This window comes from Desulfosediminicola sp. (assembly GCF_048381775.1).
GTDB classification, from domain to species: Bacteria; Desulfobacterota; Desulfobulbia; order Desulfobulbales; family Desulfocapsaceae; genus Desulfopila; species Desulfopila ganghwensis.
In genome coordinates this window covers 88042-104087 of record NZ_JBLXGE010000001.1, presented here as the reverse complement: position 1 = coordinate 104087, position 16046 = coordinate 88042, and the positions used below count along the sequence as shown (strand labels likewise).

14 protein-coding genes and 2 pseudogenes are annotated in these 16046 nt (G+C 44.2%); 12 read left to right on the top strand and 4 right to left on the bottom strand.

The features are described 5' to 3' along the window. The first annotated feature begins 963 nt into the window (after positions 1 to 963). From ACN5NT_RS00470 to ACN5NT_RS00460, 3 genes are all read left to right on the top strand, one after another. Entirely contained in the window at positions 964 to 1599 is a 636-nt protein-coding gene (locus ACN5NT_RS00470) for a sulfotransferase family 2 domain-containing protein (protein ID WP_419174090.1), read from the top strand. A 165-nt stretch (positions 1600 to 1764) separates the two neighbouring features. Further along, positions 1765 to 1944, top strand: a complete 180-nt coding sequence (locus tag ACN5NT_RS00465) for a transposase (protein WP_419174089.1) — start codon at positions 1765 to 1767, stop codon at positions 1942 to 1944. A 47-nt stretch (positions 1945 to 1991) separates the two neighbouring features. Next, positions 1992 to 2711, top strand: coding sequence for an IS1595 family transposase (locus ACN5NT_RS00460; RefSeq protein ID WP_419174448.1), 720 nt, complete (start codon positions 1992 to 1994; stop codon positions 2709 to 2711). Positions 2712 to 2809: 98 nt separating this feature from the next. Here ACN5NT_RS00460 and ACN5NT_RS00455 read toward each other — a convergent pair whose 3' ends face one another. Both ACN5NT_RS00455 and ACN5NT_RS00450 read right to left on the bottom strand, forming a co-directional pair. Continuing rightward, on the bottom strand, positions 2810 to 3547 hold the full coding sequence (locus ACN5NT_RS00455; protein ID WP_419174088.1) for a sulfotransferase family 2 domain-containing protein: 738 nt from the start codon (positions 3545 to 3547) through the stop codon (positions 2810 to 2812). Positions 3548 to 3758: 211 nt separating this feature from the next. Further along, positions 3759 to 4087: pseudogene (locus ACN5NT_RS00450) on the bottom strand (transposase); the annotation flags it as partial. Positions 4088 to 4165: 78 nt separating this feature from the next. On the opposite strand from ACN5NT_RS00450, the gene tnpA reads away from it, so the two are divergent. The 3 genes and pseudogenes from tnpA (at position 4166) to tnpC (ending at position 6471) form a co-directional block, all read left to right on the top strand. After that, positions 4166 to 4489, top strand: coding sequence for an IS66 family insertion sequence element accessory protein TnpA (gene tnpA, locus ACN5NT_RS00445; RefSeq protein ID WP_419174087.1), 324 nt, complete (start codon positions 4166 to 4168; stop codon positions 4487 to 4489). After that, the gene (tnpB, locus tag ACN5NT_RS00440; RefSeq protein ID WP_419174086.1) at positions 4486 to 4833 is read left to right on the top strand and encodes an IS66 family insertion sequence element accessory protein TnpB; all 348 of its coding nucleotides are present in this window, start codon (positions 4486 to 4488) and stop codon (positions 4831 to 4833) included. Before tnpA ends, tnpB begins: the two co-directional genes overlap by 4 nt. Before the next feature lie 62 nt (positions 4834 to 4895). After that, positions 4896 to 6471: pseudogene (gene tnpC / locus ACN5NT_RS00435) on the top strand (IS66 family transposase). Here the strand turns inward: tnpC and ACN5NT_RS00430 are convergent. Continuing rightward, positions 6468 to 6803: a DUF4372 domain-containing protein gene (locus ACN5NT_RS00430; protein WP_419174447.1), complete on the bottom strand. Its 336-nt coding sequence runs from the start codon at positions 6801 to 6803 to the stop codon at positions 6468 to 6470. The pseudogene tnpC and the gene ACN5NT_RS00430 overlap by 4 nt on opposite strands. A 167-nt stretch (positions 6804 to 6970) precedes the next feature. Between ACN5NT_RS00430 and ACN5NT_RS00425 the strand changes: the two genes are divergently transcribed. From ACN5NT_RS00425 to ACN5NT_RS00415, 3 genes are all read left to right on the top strand, one after another. After that, a complete protein-coding gene (locus tag ACN5NT_RS00425; RefSeq protein WP_419174085.1) occupies positions 6971 to 7441 on the top strand; it encodes a transposase in 471 nt (156 codons plus the stop codon). Further along, positions 7363 to 7953, top strand: coding sequence for an IS30 family transposase (locus tag ACN5NT_RS00420; RefSeq protein WP_419174084.1), 591 nt, complete (start codon positions 7363 to 7365; stop codon positions 7951 to 7953). The genes ACN5NT_RS00425 and ACN5NT_RS00420 overlap by 79 nt, the downstream gene beginning before the upstream one ends. 154 nt (positions 7954 to 8107) lie before the next feature. Beyond that, positions 8108 to 8917, top strand: coding sequence for a sulfotransferase domain-containing protein (locus ACN5NT_RS00415; protein ID WP_419174083.1), 810 nt, complete (start codon positions 8108 to 8110; stop codon positions 8915 to 8917). 381 nt (positions 8918 to 9298) lie between these two features. Here ACN5NT_RS00415 and ACN5NT_RS00410 read toward each other — a convergent pair whose 3' ends face one another. Next, positions 9299 to 12451, bottom strand: coding sequence for a DUF748 domain-containing protein (locus tag ACN5NT_RS00410; RefSeq protein WP_419174082.1), 3153 nt, complete (start codon positions 12449 to 12451; stop codon positions 9299 to 9301). 241 nt (positions 12452 to 12692) lie between these two features. Here ACN5NT_RS00410 and ACN5NT_RS00405 point away from each other — a divergent pair, with 241 nt between their 5' ends. The 3 genes from ACN5NT_RS00405 to ACN5NT_RS00395 all read left to right on the top strand — a co-directional run bounded on the left by ACN5NT_RS00405 (position 12693) and on the right by ACN5NT_RS00395 (position 15704). Next, positions 12693 to 13211 carry a YkgJ family cysteine cluster protein gene (locus tag ACN5NT_RS00405; protein WP_419174081.1) on the top strand — a complete coding sequence of 173 codons (519 nt, stop codon included), beginning with the start codon at positions 12693 to 12695 and terminating at the stop codon, positions 13209 to 13211. A 19-nt stretch (positions 13212 to 13230) separates the two neighbouring features. Then, entirely contained in the window at positions 13231 to 14562 is a 1332-nt protein-coding gene (locus ACN5NT_RS00400) for an aspartate kinase (protein WP_419174080.1), read from the top strand. Positions 14563 to 14762: 200 nt separating this feature from the next. Next, the gene (locus ACN5NT_RS00395; protein WP_419174079.1) at positions 14763 to 15704 is read left to right on the top strand and encodes a ketopantoate reductase family protein; all 942 of its coding nucleotides are present in this window, start codon (positions 14763 to 14765) and stop codon (positions 15702 to 15704) included. Positions 15705 to 16046 lie beyond the last annotated feature (342 nt).

Here is a 16046-nt window from a genome sequence, read left to right as displayed (position 1 = left end):
TGGTTGGTTCTTTCTTTCCAAAAAAAAATAAATTATCCATCTAGTTTTTTGCGACTTTATTTGTCACCCAATCCAAAGAGGGAATTTCAAGATCAAATATTAGACGGTTGGCGGGTAGCTCAGTCATTGTAACAACGAAATTCAAGCATAAAGTGAAAAGCGACGATGATATACTCACCCTACTTAGGTCTGTTTGAACTTGAGAGTGGTAAATAATTCGTTAGCAAACAGGCGGGCGGACCACTAGGCAAACCCTCATTTTTCTCAGCCATAGCACTGAATGCAATCGGTAATCTTAATATATGATATCTGGCAAAGTAAAATTCTTACCGTCTTTGTAAATCGGTAAGTTGGCAATTCATCATACTATCTGGAATGCTGCATTATCATGGTATTTCTATCGCTGATGAGTATTACTAGCAGTATTTCTTTTCATGGGGATATCAATACATGTGAGATTAATGATAACTTTGGCAACACGAGTTTTCCTTGGTTAACACTACGAGCGGCAATGTCAAAACAATGATACTCTACTGGTATTAAATTGTTAGTCCAATGTCTTTGCCACCCTACTTGTATGAATAATACTACTGTATTAAAAGCCACCTTTCTAGAGAATCCATGGTAAGCGCATTTTTTGGTTGTTCTTAAGTGATTATCCTTTGTATTACCTTATTTTAACCTTTGTTGAAGATGGTGTAGAATTAGATCACCTGTTCACTGCCTTCCTAGGCTAAACATGTATGGAATATTTGATAGTAATGGTCAAAACCTCTGAAGATAAAGTCAAGGGAAGTATTTTCATTGTTGATATGTTTGTACCAACTTTGCTCCTTGGGTAATGTAAGGGGTAGTGTTTGAATTAGTATATTTTGCATTTTATGGATGGTTAGCAGTATGTTTAATTGTCATGACATTAGGAGACTATATTTATTCTTACTTAACAGGGATAAGTATAAGAAAATGATTAAGTTGAAAAAAGGTATATATAAAGGATACACATATACTTGCTTTGATAATACCAAAAGTATCTTTGTACATATACCTAAAGCTGCTGGAATTTCTGTGTGTGATAGCCTTTATAACTCTTTTGCTGGTGGGCACACAACGTTAGCGGAATATGAAGTCATTTTTTCAAGAAAAGACTTCCAAAACTATTTCAAATTTGCTTTCGTCCGAAATCCTTGGGATCGACTTTTTTCAGCCTATACTTTCTTGAGAAAGGGGGGATTTAATGAGGTGGATCAAAAATGGATGCAAGACAATATTGCTGATTATAAATGCTTTAAGTCGTTTGTTATGGACTGGTTGTCCCAAGATAACGTTTCCAAAAAAGTTCACTTTTTACCGCAGTCTACTATGCTGAAGAGTCTTGATGGCAACGGTATCGGTGTTGATTTTGTTGGGAGGTATGAAAATTTGGAAGAAGATTTTAATTATGTGCGTGAGAGGATTCGATCAGGAAGGAAATTGGTGAAGTTGAATCAAACGAATAGATTTCCAGGATACTATAAAGAGTATTATGATTCAGAAATGATAAAGAAAGTTGAGTTGATTTATAAAGAGGATCTTGACCTGTTGGGCTATAAATATCATTAAATTACTATGCTTTGTTTGAGTAGTGGTTAAATTAAATAGCTTTGAATCGAAGGAAAAACATATCTGATTACCGCTAAAGCTCAGCCGGACACATTTTTTTCATGGGTTGTCACTATATGATACCCTAACCAGGGCATACTCTACGAAACTCAACAGGCCTCTGATATGGCTAAACGAAGCGACATTCACTTTCAATCAGGGGTCAGTTCGTTTGATTTTCAACCGCAATACGGTACAGAGGAGCAATGCCTTGCTCGATTATTCCGCCATAAGTGGCCTAAAGGATATCGCTGTCCGAAATGTAGTCATGATAAGAACTACTTCATTCGATCGCGATCCTTGTAGCAATGTCGTAAATGTAGGCACCAGGCCTCGTTGCTAGCCGGCACCATATTTGCGTCGACCAAGGTACCCTAACAATCTGGTTTCTCGCTATTTACTTAATAAGTCAGTCAAAGGAAGGTGTATCCTCTCTGAAATTACAACGTTTTCTTGGTATTTCGCAAACAGCTGCCATGCGTATTAAGCATAAGATCCAGATGGTTATGAAGTTTTCTGACGATTCAAAACGCCTCGGAGTTTTTGTACAAGTCGATGATGTCTATTGGGGTGGAAAGCACTCTGGTGGAAAGCGTGGTCGAGTTGCTGAAGGAAAAACACCATTTATCGCTGCAATCCAACGTAATAAGAAAGGCCACCCGATGTATATTCGTTTCAGCCGAATCGCTGGTTTTGATTCCAACAATACGAAGAACTGGGGCGGCAAACATCTTGAAGCTGCAACAGTGATTGTTTCTGATGGCCTACCTTGCTTCCAGAACTTCAACAATCAGGGGCATGACCAGTTTTCAATCAAAACAACTGGAAGATATGGAGACCCTGACTTTCATGTTTTCGATTGGCTGAAGGTGATAGGTAATGTTAAGAACTCGATTGTCGGAACGTATCACGTTTTAAATCATAGGCATTTACCTCGATACTTGGCTGAATTCTGTTATCGCTTTAATCGTCGATTTGATCTTCAACGTTTATTGCAAACGCTTATTTGTCATGCGTCACAAACTGCCCCGATTCCAGAGCGCCAACTTAGGCTTGCTGAGGCTTGGTGGTAATCAGATTGTCATTAAATGATATAACGATCAAGCTCACCGGAGGCAATGGAGCGCAGCGGAATTGCCATCCGAGTGTAGCGCCTTGTTAGCTGATTTAATCAATGCCATGCTTTTTCATAAATTTCAAAATCGTTACAATAAATTTCTTCAATTTTCTTCTTTTGGCTTTGATTGGGATTGTATGTTTTTCTGCGTTTGGTTTTATTTAATACCTCGCCACCACTATTAAGCCTCTTTGCAATTCCGCATTCCTCGAATGCTCGGTTAATGCCTTCAGTTAGATTCTCTAAACGGTAAACCTCTTTAAGAAGCACATTTCCACTGAAATCTGTGATGTCATCCCACATTGGTGCAGTGTGTGTCGTGAAATGGTTTCCTAGCGGGCGATATATAGAATCGCTCATGCGTGCTTCATGTACGCAGTCCAAAAACACATCGAAAGCGTAAGAAGTATTACTCATCAGCTTTTTACTTGCTATAAAATATTTTAAAAAGCGAGCTATATTCTTGATGTGCCCAGAATCCCTCCAATAAAGGTAATAAAACATACTTACACATCTATCAGTTGGTTCGCGAGAAAATGCAAAAGAAAAGATATCATCCCAGTTTTCAGGATAAAGATATTTTTTGGCAAAGAGACAGCGCTTAAATTGGTATTCTCCTAAAACAACTCTATAGTTGTTCAGAATATCATTGTATTCCTCAGGTGAAGCTTGAATAAATGTTTTCGGTTTTTTTACCCGATCAACCTCTACATAATGTGGTTGAAGTAGGGAGCGGGTGGTTATGCCTGCCGACTTCTTGATGTGAAGCCAAAATAGTTGTCTTTGAGTCATATGGTCTCCTGCGTTGTGCTTCGTTCAGCTAACAAGTCGGTAATGTTCAAAAATCTGTGTCATCTTCCAATATGGTATGTTTCTACCTCAACAGTGAGTGGAGGTGAAAGCCAGCGTCGAGACTGGGTCTCTCACGAACGCTCGTCGGAGATGCTGGCTTTCGGTGGAGCGGGTCAATGCCCCCATATTCATACCTAAATTCTTCATATTCTCAAAGTCCTAATTCCTCATCCTGTCTGCCCTCGAAGAAGATGGCCAGTTACGAATGGGCATAGTCCTTTTTTTTTGGGCATACTGGATTCCCAGATACAGGAGCTCAAGTAAGCTGTCCTGGTTCGGAAACGCGTCCTTGGTTTTGGTCAGCTTGCGAAACTGGCGATGGACCGCCTCAATGGTATTCGCAGTATAGATGATGCGTCGTATATCTTCAGGGTATTTGAAGGATTGGATCAGCTTGTCCCAGTTATTGCGCCATGACTTGATGACAATGGGGTATTTGCTGTCCCACTTCGCTTCCAGGTTATCGAGTTCTACGTAAGCGCCTAATTAACACAGATCTTTTCAAGCCAATAAATTCATGCTCCTGTATGCCTAATTATAACCAAGGGGGTATACACCATGAAACATCTACAGAAGCAGGACTACTGGCAAAAACATATCAGTGCCTGGCAATCCAGTAGCCAAAGCCAGAAAGCTTATTGTCAGACAAACCGCATTGCTTTGGCAACATTTTGCTACTGGAAACGCAAACTGAGTGGCAGGGACCTAAAAGAGACTACGTTTTATCCACTTACTGTGGCATCTCCAAATCCTGCCAAAAATGTTATGGCATCGCCTGCGAACCTTGCTGTACATATTGATCGCTTCAAGCTTGAAATTCACGGTGACGTTTGTCCTGAGCAATTGAAAAAAGTTGTGACAGCCCTTGAGCAGCTTAGATGACTCCCACTCCGGAAAATGTTCGAGTCTACTTCGCTCTTGGAGCCACAGATATGCGCAAGTCGATAAACGGCCTGTCTCTTCTGGTGGGAGATCAGTTTGATCTCGATCTTTTCTCAGGGAACCTCTTCACTTTCTGCAACCGGAGAAGGGATATTGTCAAGATTCTTTACTGGTATCAAAACGGTTTCTGCATCTGGCAGAAGCGGTTGGAGGCAGATATTTTTTGCTGGCCTGAATCCGAAGATGAGGTGATCGAAATTCATGAGACGGCCTTACGGTGGCTTTTACATGGCCTTGATCTGCAACAGGCACACACGCAGCCCAGTTACAATTCAGTAGCGTAATATCTACTGAGATACTCCTTGAAATAGCTGTTATCACACCCCTTGTGTGGTATGTTGCGGGCATGATTTTAGAAACAGCAACCCTTCCTGATGATCCAGCAGAGCTCAAACGTCTTCTCATTGAAACCCAACGTCGTTACGAGAGGGAAGCCGAGTTATTGCGAGAGCAGATCCACCTGCTCTATACCAGACTGTTTGGCAAGAAAAGTGAAAAAGGTGTAGCAGAAGCAGGCGTGATGCAGTTGTCACTATTTGACATGCCTGAACCTGAGGTAGAATCGGTTGAAGAGGTTGTAGAAGTTCCAGAACATACTCGAGCCAAACGAGGACGCAAGCCATTGCCGGCCAACCTGCCTCGGGTCGAAATCGTACACGATATTCCTGAAAGTGATATAGTCTGTAGTTGTGGAGCTGAACTGAATCGCATTGGTGAGGATATTTCAGAAAAGCTGGATATTATTCCAGCTATTATTCGGGTTATACGTCACATCCGCCCCAAATATGCCTGCAAATCCTGTGAAGGGTTGGAGGCTGAAGGAACGGTTGTGAAAATCGCCCCACCACCAAGGCAGATTATCAGCAAAGGTATCGCCACTGCAGGCTTACTCGCCCATATACTTACTGCAAAATTCTGCGATGCACTGCCTTTCTATCGGCAGGAACGGCAATTTGCCCGATTGGGAGCTGAAATACCCAGGGCAACCATGGCCAACTGGGCTATGAAAGCCGCAAATGCCTGCACGCCGCTTCTCGAACTACTTTGGCGGGAGGTTCATTCCGGTCCGTTAATCAATATCGATGAAACTTCGCTCCAGATCCTGGCTGAACCGGGACGGGCGCCAACAAGTAAATCGTATATGTGGATATGTCGCGGTGGTGATCCACACCACCCAGGAATCCTCTATCACTACGCTCCAAGCCGTTCAGCAAGGATTGCTAAAAAAAAACTGCTCGAAAGGGTACCCGGGAGCTGTGCAATCAGATGGTTACGCAGCATATAATTTTCTTGATGCACAACCGGATATTGCCCATGCGGGTTGTTGGGCACATGTTCGCCGTAAATTTATCGATGCACAAAAAAGTCGTGGCAAAACCAAAAAGGCGGGCAGTACAGACGTGGCGTTGAACTATATTCGACGGCTTTATGCTGTGGAGAAAGAGTGGGCAAAATATAAGCTTTCTAGTGAGGAATTGCTGTCCTTGCGTCGAAAAAAGACCACGCCTGTCCTAGACGAGTTCTTCCTTTGGCTTAACAAAAAGGCTGACCAAGTGGCATCGAAGAGTTTACTTGGAATTGCTGTGAATTACACACTTAACCAATGGAAACGCTTACTGGTCTATCTTGATTTTCCGGAAATGACGCCGGACAATAACACGGCTGAAAATGCAATACGCCCATTTGTGGTTGGTAGAAAAAACTGGCTGTTTGCTGGCACACAGGAAGGTGCAAGAGCGAGCGATACACTCTATAGCCTTGTTGAAACTGCCAAAGCCAACAATCTGGAACCGTATAATTATCTGAAATACCTTTCTGAAAAATTGCCGTTTGCAGAATCTCGTTCAGATCTATTGAAGCTGTTGCCGATGAACTTGAAAGCTGATGATTTACGAATGGCTGGTACTGTGAGTGGGGTTTAATAACCGCTTAAGAATTTAAAGCGGTGCTGTGGAGCGTTAGTTTCACAACGCTTGAGCAGTTTGAAAAAGATTTCTCGGTATAAATCGTTAGGCTGTTGCTCGTTGACTCGTGCAAGTGTCGCCCTGCCGTTAGGCTTCATACCAAGGTGATAGATGATTTTATCCTCAACAGCAAGATTGCTAATCAAATCACGAAGGCTTTTCCTTCTGGTAATCTGGGCGATTGTCATCGCCATAAATTGGGTCCAGCGGTTGAAGGGGCGAAACTTTTGGCCACCATGATAGATTTTGGCCAACTTTTCAAAATCATGTCTCGGAAGAAATGAAGCAATCTAATTGAGAATTGTGTTACAATACGTCATGGTTCGGATCTCTTTGTATTTAATTGTCTTTTGGCGATTGCTGGATTGGTACAATAAGTGCAGCAGACTGAAGATGGAAAAGTGAGTGAGTAGACGGTATGGTGTCAGCTCCTACACTTAACCAAGGTCTGCACTGTATGAAACAACACAAACACTACCGACAACTCACCCAGGAACAAAGATACCAGATTTCAGGGCTACGTAAAGCCAGGGTGAGCATTAGAACCATTGCTGAAGAAGTTGGAGTCAGCTTAAGCACGATAAGCAGGGAGCTTAAGCGAAATTCCGGCCCTGCTGGTTATGATCTTGGCATTGCACAAAATCTGAGTGATAGCAGGAGAGCTGAAGCACAGAAAAATCACAAAAGATCTGCTGAGACAAACCGCATCATCAGTGAATCCCTGTCGCTGGGATGGTCACCGGAAGCGATTAGCCACAGAATGCGAATAGAACTGCCTCCTGAGCTGGGCTTATGTCACAGCACAGTATATATGCGAGGATCAAAGAGGATAAGGCTCGTGGCGGTACTTTGTTCAGGCAGCTGCATAGGTTCGGCAAGAGACGTTGGAAAGGAGGAAAGAGAAGAAGCCTGGCAGGAGCCTCGTTGATACCGAATCGTAGGGATATATCTGAAAGGCCGGCAATAGTGGATGAGCGCACCCGTGTCGGCGATTGGGAAGGTGACACGGTACATGGTCGCAATGGGTATTTGGCAACGCTTGTTGACAGGATGAGTAGGTTTACCCTCGTTAAACGTATTGCCAGAAAGACCAAGGAGCAAATCGCTTCTGCGATGACTGGGTTGCTGAGTAAAGTCCCCTTTGTTAGGACAGTTACTCTAGACAACGGCTCGGAATTCGCTACTCATACCGAGGTTGCAGCGGCAACAAATGCTGATATCTATTTTGCGAAACCGCATGCCAGTTGGCAGCGAGGCACCAACGAAAATACAAATGGCAGGATTCGACGTTTCTGGCCTAAAGGGTTTGATATTTCGGTTCTGTCTGAGCAGGAAATAGAGGATAGGATTTTATTATTAAAACTAACACCGAGAAAGATACTTGCAGGGCTAATTCCCTTGGAAGCCTTTATAGGTAAGAGTGTTGCACTTATTACTTGAATCTAGCTTTCATTTTAACACAAGCAGCTCTCCGAGCCTTTCTTTATATGAGATTACGTCATTATTTATGAGACAGCAGTGAGAAACAATGTGTAAAAGATGAACTGAAGCAACTGTAAACTATGATTTGAATTGGACAAGCGAGAAGATTTTAATGATAAGTAGCGCTAAGAAAAAATACCGAAAATTACACCGAGAACTCAAAGCACTTTTACCCTTCAAAAGAATCGTTGATTTCGTTATATGCGGTGCTCAAAAAGGTGGGACGACAGCTTTAGATGAATATCTCCGGGAGCACCCGGAGATATGTATGGCGAATAAAAAGGAAGTCCATTATTTCGATAATGAAAAATATTTCGTTAATGGAAATCCAAATTATTCAAAATATCATGCTTTTTTTAGTCCTAATAAAATGCATAAGGTTTTAGGGGAAGCTACACCGGTATACATGTATTGGGGTAATTCGTCGAAACGAATATTTGAGTATAACCCCAAAATGAAGCTTATTGTAATTTTACGAAACCCTATTGAAAGAGCATATTCACACTGGAATATGCAGCGATCAAAAAAGGTTGATAACTTGCCTTTTATAGATGCTATCAATACCGAGAGTGAAAGATGCCGTGAGGCACTCCCATATCAACACAAAAAGTTTTCCTATATTGATAGAGGACACTATTTAGATCAGTTACGAAAGATTTGGATACACTTTTCTAGAGAACAGGTCTTGGTTTTGAAAAATGAAGACCTGAAACAAAACCCCAATGGCACTCTCAACCAAGTAGCTGAGTTTCTGGGAATATCTCAATTCCATAGTATAGAAGGCAAAAATGTGCATTCTCGGCCCTATGTGTCTCATATGACTAAAGAGGAAAGAGAGTTCCTTAAGTCTATTTTTCATCCTGAAATAAAACAATTAGAAAAAGAATTGAATTGGGATTGCGGCGACTGGCTAAGTTTCTGAAAATATTTGAAATGCTTCAAAATTGCGATTACTGCAGTTATAATAATGGTAGAATCTAATATTATACATCTCCTTTGCTCATTAATATTGATATCAGCCATCGTGGCTCCGACTATTACTATAAACAATCCGAATAATATCAATAATTCAAGGAGTATCCCTATAATTGTTTTTGCTGGCTTAGCCACAGGGAAATATATATTCTTTTTGGTTTTGTCACATACCATGCATTTATCTTCACACGTATTTATGAAGACAAAGCTCATAGAGGGGCGGCTGGGCAGTCGCTTGACAAGGCATGGTAAAAACACTGGAAAGACCGCAAGTGTGCTGCACTAATTACTGGAAGCCAGATTGAAGTATGTAGTTTCTTCCCAATAATCACCTGATTTCCAACCCTACCTCTATTTTCCCGTCTTTCTTGAGCTCAACCGAAGTAGTGTCAGATAGTAGCCTGTCAGTAGAGACGGCATGAGTTTTCACCAGATAGTCTTTGATGGCATTCACCCTCGCGGCAGCCAAAGCATCAAGGCGTTGTTGGATTTCATCGTCGATAATTGCCTGACCTCCTTCATACTTCTTCATTTCCCTTTTTGTATATACCTCCCAAGGACTCACATGCGGCTTGATATATAAATCCATATTTGGTTTTTCTTTGAGTATCGTAGCTATACGATCGAGGTAGTCAATCTGCTCAGGAATAATCTCAGCGCTGCCAACGGTGAAGGGAACTGTCGGCAGTTGTATATCCAGCAATCCCTCTCCAACCTTCATGCCCACATAAGCAAGTGCCCCGTATGGACCCAGCGCATAGAGAAAATAGCTGGAAGCTGCAGAGACAATCGATTTACTCAAGGCGGTGACAACAACGTCGCCTATACCAATATCGAGGTCGTCGAGCTTGCCTTCAACAGGTATTTGCAGGTCAATGTTGCCTTTACTGTCACTCAACATGCCAAGGGCTGCGTCGAGCGGTACCGGCAGTTTTTTGTCGAGCTGGGCGGCTAATGCCGGGTCGACTGTTGATGTTTTGACCTGCTCTAAGTGGAGGTCGTTTTGTAAATCAAGGGTATTCCCTTTCAGTTTTAAATCGCTCTTTACTTTCAAACTGCCGCTGGCCAAAGCAGTTCCCACGGATTCGATGGTGTATGGAGATAAGCTCTTCAGAGGGTAATTCTTTAATGATATTTCGAGATCGGAGTTTTTCTCACGGGTGAAAGGTGTTGCAGTGCCTGATATGCTAAAGGGCGCAACTTTTTCAAAAGTGCCTTTTAGATTGAGATCGAGTTGTTTGTCTTTTCGGGAAGAATCGACATCTGAAATCTTGAGTTCGCTGAGCTTGAGCTCTGTACTGTATGGTTTGGTAAGGGATTGATCCTTAAAAGCCAATGATGAGTTGCCGCCCACCTCTATACTATCAAATTTTATATGAATGGCAGGTGATTCAGGAGTGGGTTGTTGTGGTTTATCTTCCGATTTTGTCTCTTCTGTGCTGGGAGGGGGACCTGACTGCATATCTGCCATGCGTTTACTGAAGTCCATCGCACCATCCTTCTCCCGTCTCATATCTACCAGAAGGTCGGATAGCTTTATAGTGGTTCCGTTGAGGTTTTCGGCATCGTAGTGGATACTATTGGCAATCAGGGACGCCAGTTTTAAGAAGTCGTGTTCGCTTTTACCTGTCGCCGGCAGGTATGAAATGTTTTGCAGAGTAATTGTTTCTGCATCAAAAGAAGGTGCAATGGATGCTGAAACAGTATCAAATTTAAGGGATTCAAAAGTCGCAAGGTTATTGCCGGCTTTTTCTGAAGCCGCACTGAACTGTGTTAAAGAAATGGTTTTAGCTGTGAAATCTTTTAGATCACTCAACTGCAGGCCGTCAATTTTAGTATTTTCCACCACAAGGTTGAGTGGCATTTTGCCGGAAATTGATGCGTTCAGGCTGTTGGCGACAGCCTGGTTTGCATTGAAATTGGATATTCCTTCACCTTGCAATCCAACGAAATTAATATTTTCAAATCCAATAGAAATTGGAGTGCTGCCACCGGTATTAAGGGAGGCGAGATTGCTGTCCGCGTCTCCAGCGATTGCGAGATTTCCAATGCTTTCTGAATCCCAATGGAGTTTTCCAGTCCAATTCAGTTGATGTTCCTTGGCTGCAAGTTGAGCAAACTCCATTGAGGCGATATTGGTTTCGAGCGTACCTTCGTGGTCTACAGCTACAAGATCGTCTATCGTTACTTCTGCCTTACCGGTGAGTTTGAGGTCTACTGCTGGAATAGCAAGCTGTGCAGCCGGTATTTGAATACCTATTTGCGAACCTTCAAGAACACCATCCGTTTGAACAGTCATTGGTATTTCAGAACCGGAAGAATAGTGTACAACACCCTGCCAGTCGATACTCTCCTCATTCAAAGACATGTCGCCAATGGCCATTTGAATAGTGGAGACGTTGAGCTCGCCATCAGTATCAACCGCAACCCCATCGCTTATGGAAACGGTTGCTGTCCCGGTTTTCTCCAGGCTTCCATCGCTGAGTGTCAGGTTTGCAGCGGGAACTTCCAGGCTGATGTCATTGGCTGTAAGCGTTCCATCGGTTTTTATGAGAATGGGGTTGGCTGCTCCTTGAGTATATTTGACCTTACCTTGCCAGTTAACCTCTGGGACAGCATTTGAATACGGTTCAGAGCGCATCTCGATACCCGTACCTGCGATAATTCCGTCGTAATCAACAACCATTTCGCCTTCGCGATTGAGGCTAAATGTCGCTTGCCCGTTGATACTCGCTTTGCCTGCAAACGTGGGGAATACGTCCTGAAGTAACGTTTGCAGGTTATCAAGACCAAATTCATCTATTTGTATCTTCCCCTCAAAAAACAACTCCGGGGAAATTCGCAGGCTGCTGAGATCAAGAGTTACAGGGCTGCCATTCACCGAGCCGGTGAGAGATAGCGTACCGTCCGGCTGACCGCCACGGGTGGAAAAATTATCAAGCAGGGCCTGGTCGACGTTGATTGTGAAATCCAGTGCAGGGGTTTTGAAATGGACTGTACAATTTTCCAATACAGCCATATCGGCAGCAAGAGCCCAGGGCGTAGCATTGGCTGAGGCTTGTTCGATAGTTTCCTGGGCACTCTGGTTACTGGTTGCAGGGTCGATTTTGAGTGTGTATGAGCCGTAACGCCATGAACCATCATCATATTGTTCCATTTCAAAATAGAGATCACGGTAGGTTATGCGCTCAATGAGTACATTTTTCTTAAACAGTGAACCAAGGCCAAGATCCACAATGAGGGTGTCGTGGCGAATTGGTTCCGTATCTCCGGTCTGGACGAGGACTCCATTGAGGGTCAGTGTTCCGTTGAAAGGATTGAAATTCAGTTTCTCAATGGTGGCCTTGTCTGCGCCATTTTTTGTCAGCCAATGCGTGAGGTAGATTTTGCTGCCGAGTGGGAGAAACAACAAAAAGAGAACGATGAGGCCGAAAAAGACCAAGGCTGTAATTGTTGCCGGATGGCGGAGATAAGTTTTCATGCTCGTGGTCCCTCTGGAATGAATTAAGATGCAAAGTAGAGCATATTTGCTATAAGCTAATCAGCCCGAATACAACTAAGCGGCATGGTAGCTGGTTAAATGATCGTGTACCTCTGTTTGGATAATACGGAAATAGCTTTTATTTTCAAGGGCTTTTTGTTGTTAGGTGGCGTTGGTAATTGGCGGTGCAGGTTGCTGGATTGTTGGGATATGAACATGATAGATAAATAAGGTGTGTTGTATGATTGGAAAAAGACTCAAACGATTATCACCGGCAATTGGCCGTGCCTATATCCAACTGATAATGGAATTGGATGAGAGAATATCAGAAATTTCAGCCACACAATTGCAGAAGCAGCTTAAGTGTGGGCCGGGATGTGATGGCTGTTGTATCCAGTTTAGTGTACTGCCGCTTGAAGCTGCCATTGTTGCAGAGGCAGCAGTAGCGAAGAACGTCAATGCTGAAAATAATGGAGAAAGTTGCAGTCTGCTGAAGGATGGGCTTTGCAGTGTATACGAAGTGCGCCCTGTTATTTGTAGAACGCAAGGGCTGCCCCTGGCCTATATTGATGAAGAGGCTGGCGCAATTGAAGTATCGGCATGCCCGGTGAATTTCCCCGACGATTATCCGTTATCCCATGACGAGTTGATGTTTATGGATTCTTATAACGGTCGCCTGGCCCAGTTGAATGTGCAATACTGCACTGAAAACGATATCGATTGCAGTGTGCGAATTCCCCTGGCAGATTGTGTCTGTTGATAATATCCGGAGTGATCGAATGGAAAGAATTGTAGTTAAGTTCGGTGGGTCTAGCGTTGCCGATGCAGAGCAGATCAGAAAGGTAAAGGCAATTGTTGAAGCTGATCACAGGCGTAAGATTGTCGTTGTCTCCGCCCCCGGCAAGCGCCATGCTGGTGAGAGTAAACTTACAGACTTGCTCTACCTTTGTCATGAGATGGTAGCAATGGACACAGACCCCACGGAGCCATTTCAGCTCATTCGCAATCGTTTTACAGAAATCAGCAGAGAACTTGGTATTGAAAATGGTGTCCTGACTGAGTTGGATGAGTTCCAGGAAGATCTGCTTCGAGGTTGTAGTCGCGACTACACTGTTTCCCGGGGCGAATATTTTTCCGCCCGTCTCATCGCTGATTACCTCGGGGCGGAATTTGTTGATCCCGCCAATGCAATCATTGTTCGGGCCAATACCACTATTGCCAGGGAGAGTTACAGGTTATTGGGCGAGCGGCTGAATGACCAGGAGCAGATTTATGTTATTCCAGGTTTCTATGGCCGTGACCGTGATGGTGAGGTGAAAACCTTTTCCCGTGGCGGGTCTGATATTACTGGGGCAATAGCAGCCAGAGCCGCCGGTGCCGTGCTCTACGAAAACTGGACGGATACCTCGGGAATCCTGATGGCTGATCCTCGCATAATTGACAATCCGCAGCCAATTACCGAGATTACCTTTCGCGAGATCAGGGAAATGGCCTATATGGGGGCCTCGGTTTTTCATGATGAGGCTATTCTGCCGGTACGCGAAGCGGGGATTCCTATCCGTATCAGAAACACCAACAGGCCGGAAGATCCAGGAACAATGATAGTACCCAAACTCAGTGAGTTGGAGTTGAAGTCCACTGAAGTTGCCGGTATAGCGGGAAAAAAAGGATTTTCGATGATATGCCTGGAGAAGTCGTTGATGAATCGGGAGACAGGTTTTGTCTACCGCCTGCTTGGTATTCTCAATGAGCATGGGGTAAGCTTCGAGCAATTCCCGGCATCGATTGACTCGGTCAGTGTCATTGTTGAGGAACAACAGCTTCGTGGCCTTGATGATGTGCTGCTGGAGCAGATTCACAGACAACTTGAGCCTGATTCACTCTACATCGAAAAGAACCTGGCGCTGGTGGCAGTCGTTGGTGAGGGCATGGTGCGCACTGTCGGAATTGCCGGCAAGGTCTTTTCGGCACTGGGCAGTGCCGGCATCAACATCAGGGTTATTAACCAGGGTGCGTCAGAGATGAATATCATCATCGGAGTTGCGGAGTCGGAGTATGAGGCAACCGTGACCACTCTCTATGATGCTTTTGTTGGCAACCGCGCACGGTAGCCTGAACCGTTCGCCACCTTGTCATTCATCTGCTTTGCTTGCGTGATCTCTTTTTGTTCTCTATAGTTACCTCCGCATGTGTTGTGAGCGTTGTATTCGTCTTGTAACGATATCGTTTAATCAATCTGACTCTGCCTGAACTGATGAGAAATTCCGGTTAGAGTCACTATCATTTGTTGTGCTTTCATCTGGGAGGATATGTGAAGATTCTTATATACGGGGCCGGTGCCTTAGGCCAGGCGCTGGGTTGTATGCTGGCTGCAGAAGGCCACGAGGTGGACCTGATTTTACGAGAGCGTTTTATTCCGATCCTTAAGGAGAACGGTCTTAAAGTTACCGGCATTTTTGGCGATTACGGGCCGGTTACGAGCCTCGGCCTGTTGCCCGATGTCAGCCAGGCCCGGAAAAGATATGATTATGCGCTCATCACCACCAAGACCTACGATACCCGGCAGGCGGTGCATGATCTCGGCTTAATCGACGGCCAGATCAAAACTCTCGTCTCCATGCAGAACGGCTGTGGCAATATCGAACAGCTGGTTGAGCGTTTTGGCTCAGAGCGGGTCCTGGGCAGCAGGGTGATCACCGGTTTTGAGATCGTTGAGCCTGGTTTGGTGAAAATCACCGTCTCGGCGGATGCTATTCATGTGGGCAGCAGCAGTGGAGGAGAAATTCCGGCCAGTGCCAGGTTACTTGCCGAGGCGATTAGTTCTGCAGGCCATGAATGTCTGGCTGTGCCGGATATCCACCAGTCGCTTTATGCCAAATTGTTATACAACTGCAGCCTCAATCCATTGGGAGCGATTCTCGGCGTGCACTATGGTGCCCTGGTTGAACGGGAGGAAACCAGGGCAATAATTGATGAGGTAATTACAGAAACCTTTGCCATAATCACCGCCACAGGTGGAACGACTCCGTGGCAAAGCGCAGATGAATATCGCGAGATCTTTTACGCCAAACTTATCCCTGCAACATATCACCATCGCCCATCAATGCTCCAGGATCTGGAGAATGGTAAACCTACTGAGGTTGATGGGTTGGCAGGCTATGTAAGTGCCATGGGTGCAAAACATAATGTACCGACCCCGACCTGCGACCTGCTCGCCTCACTTGTGCGATTCAAGCAAGCGCAAGCTGTCTAAACGAGTCCCCTTCCCTTCTGAATATAAAGGATATCAGCCCGAACTCATCAGCCAACGGTGATTCGGGTTGAAACTGTTTATGCTCCAATCCTTTGGATATTCGGCCCTATTCAACACTTCACAAATTTGTAAAAAGTACCGACGCTATTGTTGAATAGCAACAATAGCGAAATGATTGGTCATTCTCCTTTTACACTATTGTTCAGCTATGTTTGAGGGTATGTCGCCGATATACAGTGAAAATCCGACATAGTGTTCTTTGTGGCACAGTGCTTGCCTTATGTATCTCAGAAGATGCTGACAACGTATTGGGATTATATAATGAATCCTAACAATAGTTAC

Coding starts and splice junctions, on each gene's coding strand:
- ACN5NT_RS00465 (WP_419174089.1), top strand. CDS start 1,765: ATGGCTAAACGAAGCGACATTCACTTTCAATCAGGGGTCAGTTCGTTT.
- tnpB (WP_419174086.1), top strand. CDS start 4,486: ATGACTCCCACTCCGGAAAATGTTCGAGTCTACTTCGCTCTTGGAGCC.
- tnpA (WP_419174087.1), top strand. CDS start 4,166: ATGAAACATCTACAGAAGCAGGACTACTGGCAAAAACATATCAGTGCC.
- ACN5NT_RS00455 (WP_419174088.1), bottom strand. CDS start 3,547: ATGACTCAAAGACAACTATTTTGGCTTCACATCAAGAAGTCGGCAGGC.
- ACN5NT_RS00470 (WP_419174090.1), top strand. CDS start 964: ATGATTAAGTTGAAAAAAGGTATATATAAAGGATACACATATACTTGC.
- ACN5NT_RS00425 (WP_419174085.1), top strand. CDS start 6,971: ATGAAACAACACAAACACTACCGACAACTCACCCAGGAACAAAGATAC.
- ACN5NT_RS00410 (WP_419174082.1), bottom strand. CDS start 12,451: ATGAAAACTTATCTCCGCCATCCGGCAACAATTACAGCCTTGGTCTTT.
- ACN5NT_RS00400 (WP_419174080.1), top strand. CDS start 13,231: ATGGAAAGAATTGTAGTTAAGTTCGGTGGGTCTAGCGTTGCCGATGCA.
- ACN5NT_RS00405 (WP_419174081.1), top strand. CDS start 12,693: ATGATTGGAAAAAGACTCAAACGATTATCACCGGCAATTGGCCGTGCC.
- ACN5NT_RS00415 (WP_419174083.1), top strand. CDS start 8,108: ATGATAAGTAGCGCTAAGAAAAAATACCGAAAATTACACCGAGAACTC.